This window comes from Xanthomonas sp. DAR33341 (assembly GCF_003992815.1).
GTDB classification, from domain to species: Bacteria; Pseudomonadota; Gammaproteobacteria; order Xanthomonadales; family Xanthomonadaceae; genus Xanthomonas; species Xanthomonas cissicola.
The window spans coordinates 1-844 of the sequence record NZ_QEYV01000006.1 but is presented as its reverse complement, the minus strand read 5'-3'; the positions used below and the strand labels follow the sequence as shown (position 1 = coordinate 844).

The following is an 844-nucleotide window of genomic DNA, read 5'->3' as shown; positions in this document are numbered from 1 at the left end:
AACAATTACTGGTATGACGCCAAGAACCGCTTGACCAATGTCCAGAACAATGCGGGCGCCACCACCGTCGGGCTGAGCTACGACCCGCAGGGCAACCTCAAGAACAAGAACGGTCAAGCCTATACCTTTGACTACGGAAATCGTCTGCGAGATGTCACCGGCAAGGAAAGCTATGCCTACGATGCCTACGGCCGTCGCACGATAGCTGGCCGACCCACGACGCGGACCGTTCAGGTCTATACCCAGGCTGGCCAGCTGTTCTACACAGAGGCGTCGGGCAAGGGCAACATGGAATACGTCTATCTCAATGGGAGCCTGCTTGCCACCCGTAACTCAGGAACCATCAAATTCCAGCACACCGATGCGCTAGGCAGCCCTATCGCTGTGACGGATACAGCCGGGTAGGTGGTAGAGCGAACCGACTATCAGCCCTACGGCAGCCCCATCGGCAAGACGGTCGATGGCATCGGTTACACCGGCCACGCCATGGATGGGGCGACCGGGCTGACCTACATGCAGCAGCGCTACTACGACCAAGACCTGGGGCGGTTCCTGGGCGTGGACCCGGTAGCTGCGGATTCGGTGCTTGCAGCGAACTTCAATCGCTACTGGTATGCAAACAACAATCCTTATAAGTTCACTGATCCGGATGGGCGCAAGGTAAGGTTCGCTAATGGTGCACCAGAAGATTTTTTGAGAAATGTCGCGAAATCAATTAGGTACTTGAATGCGTAAGCTCCCCCGATCCGCAGACACCGCATAAGTAGATCTTTCTGGCATCGTTCCCAAGTCAGGAGGTTCCATGCGCACATCGAAGTTCACCGAGACACAGATCATCGCCACG

The 844-nt window shown here is 56.0% G+C and carries 1 pseudogene; it reads left to right on the top strand.

What is annotated here, in order from left to right:
* A pseudogene (locus tag EO156_RS24240) lies at positions 1-660 on the top strand (RHS repeat-associated core domain-containing protein); the annotation flags it as partial.
* Positions 661-844: the final 184 nt, after the last annotated feature.